This window comes from Streptococcus sp. (assembly GCF_019414905.1).
Classification (GTDB): domain Bacteria; phylum Bacillota; class Bacilli; order Lactobacillales; family Streptococcaceae; genus Streptococcus.
Window position 1 is genome coordinate 1,397 of record NZ_DXLC01000232.1, and the last position, 3,871, is coordinate 5,267.

The 3,871-nt window shown below is 41.4% G+C and carries 5 protein-coding genes; all 5 read right to left on the minus strand.

Features of this window, described 5'->3' with window-relative positions; genetic code table 11:
* The coding region (locus QZ359_RS07125) for a glycosyltransferase (protein WP_293964911.1) at positions 1-234 on the minus strand (234 nt) is incomplete at its 3' end.
* A gap of 15 nt (positions 235-249) precedes the next feature.
* Entirely contained in the window at positions 250-1,293 is a 1,044-nt protein-coding gene (gene cpoA, locus QZ359_RS07130) for an alpha-galactosylglucosyldiacylglycerol synthase (RefSeq protein ID WP_261067844.1), read from the minus strand.
* Positions 1,294-1,408: 115 nt separating this feature from the next.
* A complete protein-coding gene (locus QZ359_RS07135; protein ID WP_000331925.1) occupies positions 1,409-1,738 on the minus strand; it encodes a metal-sulfur cluster assembly factor in 330 nt (109 codons plus the stop codon).
* Positions 1,739-1,752: 14 nt separating this feature from the next.
* Entirely contained in the window at positions 1,753-2,862 is a 1,110-nt protein-coding gene (gene rpoD, locus QZ359_RS07140) for an RNA polymerase sigma factor RpoD (RefSeq protein ID WP_000201905.1), read from the minus strand.
* 2 nt (positions 2,863-2,864) lie between these two features.
* Positions 2,865-3,871, minus strand: a 1,007-nt coding sequence (locus tag QZ359_RS07145) for a DNA primase (protein ID WP_293964918.1), incomplete at its 5' end; no start/stop codon positions are given.

Genomic DNA, 3,871 nt, shown 5'->3' on the forward strand with positions numbered 1-3,871 from the left:
TAGTGCCTTGGAAAAACCACGATAAGCTACACGGCGATCCTTAAAAGCAAAGAAGGGAACACTTGGAATGCGGATAATCTGCCAATCTTCATAACGATTGACATTCTTATCTGTCGTCGTAAAGATAAAAACAGCGTGCCCCTGCTTTTCAAGCTCTGTTTTCAAGGTTCGAATACTGGTCGCAACACCTGAAACCTGAGGAAAATAGGTATCTGTAAATAAACCAATTCGCATAGATTACCTCACTTTTTACTTTCTCCCTAAAGCAGCTTGTTTCTCATAAAAGTCCAACCAGATTTGTAACAGATGCTCTTCTGAATACTCTCTAGAAATATTCTTAGCTTTTTCTTTCAAATCTTTTAAAGCAGCAGGATTCGCTTGATATTCCAGAATAGCTTCTTTCATCTCTTCTCTGTCTGCTGTCGCCCGATAATTCCCCTCTAAAATCACCTTATAAAGATCTAAATCACGCAACATAATAGGAGCTTCACAACTGGCAGCCTCTAAAATCGTCATCGGAAAGAGCTCATTGTAACTAGGCAACAAGAAAAGGTCCGCTAGGGCATACAATTCGCGCATCCGCTCTGGTGACACAATACCTGGAAAAATCAAATTTTTAGGGGGATTCTCCATGATTTTCTTGTAACGTTCATAACCATCTGTCATACCACCAAAAGAGAAACCACCTGCCCAGATAAAGGTAATTTGCGGCAATTCCTCAGCCAGACGGATAAAATCGTCAATCCCTTTGCGCTTCTGAACTTGACCAGCACCTACTACGATAAACTGATTGTCACTAAGACCTAGCTCTGTACGCAGTCTCGCTACCTCTTCCTGTGGAAGAGGATGCCATTTTTCCTTGTTTACAAAGTTAGGAATATAAGTCACTTTTTCACGTGGAATACCAGCTGCGACCAAATCCTCGATAAACATAGGATTGACCACCACCAAGTGCTCCATCCGGTTGTAAAAAGAAAATACATAGCGTTTCACAATTCCCTTTAAGAAAAATGGAATTTTCAAACTCCCCTCAAGTGTATCAGGTAAGAAATGCACATAGCCAACTTTCCTTCCTGAGCGTTTCTTTTGGAATGTTGATAAATAATAGGGGAAATCAATGGTATGAAAGTGAGTCACATCTGCCTCTATTGGAAGATTTTCTGTAACAATCAATTGGTCCTTGGCATCACGTTGAAGAAGACGAACTAATTCACGGTAAGCACCTGAAACTCCTTGTCCTGCTACTTTCTCACTTGAACTCAACATATTGATGCGTAATTTCTTTTTTTCCATAACTACTATTATATCATTTTCTTTGAATAAAATCAGCAAAAGAAAGGAGAGACTAGAGGAAAAGAGGGGGAAATTTCCTCACTTTTCCAAGGGTCTCTCACATGCTTTTATATGTTTACTTAATGCCTAGGGCAATGCGTGCATAGCGACTCATTTTTTCAACTGTCCAGGCTGGATACCAGACTAATTTAACCTCAGTATCCGTTACTTCTGGCACCTCTGTCATAGCATCATAAATCTGATCCGTCAAAAGGTCTGCCAAGGGACAACCCATAGTTGTCAACGTCATATCAATCTCTGTTTGCCCTGTGTCGCCATCAAAACGAATCTCATAAATCAAACCAAGATTGACAATATCGATTCCCAACTCAGGGTCAATAACTTCTTCCAAGGCTGATAAAATTCGTGTTTTGATGTTTTCAATTTGCTCTTCTGTATAAGCCATATTCATCCTCACTCTTAGTCTTCAATAAAATCACGAAGCGGTTTGCTACGACTTGGTTGGCGTAGTTTTCTCAAAGCCTTTGCTTCAATCTGACGGATACGCTCACGAGTTACGTTAAAGACTTTCCCCACATCTTCAAGAGTGCGCATTTTCCCATCATCTAACCCAAAACGTAGACGCAAAACATTTTCTTCACGGTCTGTAAGAGTATCCAAGACCTCATCCAACTGCTCACGCAAGACGATACGAGTTGTATAATCCACTGGATTTTCAATCACTTCATCTTCGATAAAGTCCCCAAGGTGACTATCATCCTCTTCACCGATTGGAGTTTCAAGGGATACCGGTTCTTGAGCAATCTTCAAGATTTCACGAACCTTATCAGGTGTCATATCCATACGTTCAGCGATTTGTTCTGGTGTTGGATCTTGTCCCAATTCTTGAAGGAGATTACGCTGTTCACGAACCAATTTATTGATTGTTTCAACCATGTGAACTGGGATACGAATGGTACGAGCTTGATCCGCAATAGCACGAGTGATTGCCTGACGAATCCACCAAGTTGCGTAAGTTGAAAACTTGAACCCTTTAGAATAATCAAACTTGTCAACAGCCTTCATCAAGCCCATATTTCCTTCTTGAATCAAGTCAAGGAACTGCATACCGCGGCCGACATAGCGTTTGGCAATAGAAACAACCAAACGAAGGTTGGCTTCCGCAAGACGTTGTTTGGCTTCGATATCGCCAGCTTCAACAGCAAGTGCCAATTCTTTTTCCTCTTCATTGGTCAAAAGAGGTACGACCCCGATTTCTTTCAAGTACATACGGACAGGGTCATTGACCTTAGCCGAAGTTGAACCAATCAAATCCTCATCGCTAAGTTCTGGTTCTTCTTCTGCACTAAGAACACGCGCACTTGGATTTCCTTCGTTATCTGTGATTGAAATCCCTGCATCCTGGATTCGTTGCAAAAGGTCTTCAATCCCATCAGCATCCAAGGTAAAAGGAACAACTAGACTAGCATTGATTTCATCGTCTGTTGCTGTCCCTTTTTGTTTATGATTACGGATAAATTCTGCTACTTGTACGTCAAATGTTGTTACTTCTTTTTGTTTTGTTGCCATTATTACTCCATTCTTCTCTTTTGGGAAATTAAACGTTCCAATTCTTCTAGGGCTGTATCGGTATCTCCTACATGGCTAGCTTCCTGCACCTTCTTTTTGATTCTCATATTGTCCTGATTCAAGAGAGCCTTGTTTCGAGTCATCTCTACTTCACTAAGTTCCTGCGGTGACATCTCAGCAGGTAAATCCTGAGCTAAGACTTGGTACCAAGCTCTTTCAACTTCCTCTGTCTGTTCTGCTAGAACTTCTGGAGGAAGATTGCCATACTGGCCAAGCAAGTCATATAAAACCTGAAATTCAGGTGTGTCAAATGCAAAATCTTCTCGCAAACGGTAATCATTCAATATAAGGGGAGATTCCATCATTCGATAAAGTAGATGGGCTTCTGCCCTCATAATAGCCGATAACTGCTTGGTAACAGGCATGGTGATTGGCGTCGGTCTGGAAATTCCTTCCATGCGATTCTGCCTTTGTGCCTGTCGACTCTCATTAACAATCTGCTCAATTTGAGTATAATCAAAGGATGGCAGACTGTCAGCTAAAATATGAATATAGCTGTTTTGAGCAGTGATAGACTTTTCTTGAACAATCAAGGGAGCTATTTTTTCAATAAACTCAATCTGAGCCTGCAGATTTTCACTATTTTCAGGCTTGTACTGGTTAATGTAGAACTCAATCGGACTAATACGAGTTTTCGTTAATAGATAGGCCAAGTCTTCTGGTCCATTTTTTTGTAGATACTCATCTGGATCCAAGTTATCAGGCATGCTGACGATCTGCACAGGCATATCGCCAATTTCATCTAAGGCTTTCAATGTCGCAGCTTGCCCAGCCTTATCGCCATCATAAACCAGAACCAACTTCTTGGTTAACCTTTTCAGATGCTCAACATGCTCACGACTCAAGGCCGTTCCCATAGATGCGACAGCGTTTTCGATTCCAGCCCGATAGGCTGCAATGACATCCATGAATCCTTCCATGAGGTAAATCTCACTGGTTTTACCAGAAG

Excerpts from the sequence above, each read along its gene's own strand:
- cpoA (WP_261067844.1), bottom strand. The coding sequence starts at position 1,293 with ATGGAAAAAAAGAAATTACGCATCAATATGTTGAGTTCAAGTGAGAAA.
- QZ359_RS07135 (WP_000331925.1), bottom strand. The coding sequence starts at position 1,738 with ATGGCTTATACAGAAGAGCAAATTGAAAACATCAAAACACGAATTTTA.
- rpoD (WP_000201905.1), bottom strand. The coding sequence starts at position 2,862 with ATGGCAACAAAACAAAAAGAAGTAACAACATTTGACGTACAAGTAGCA.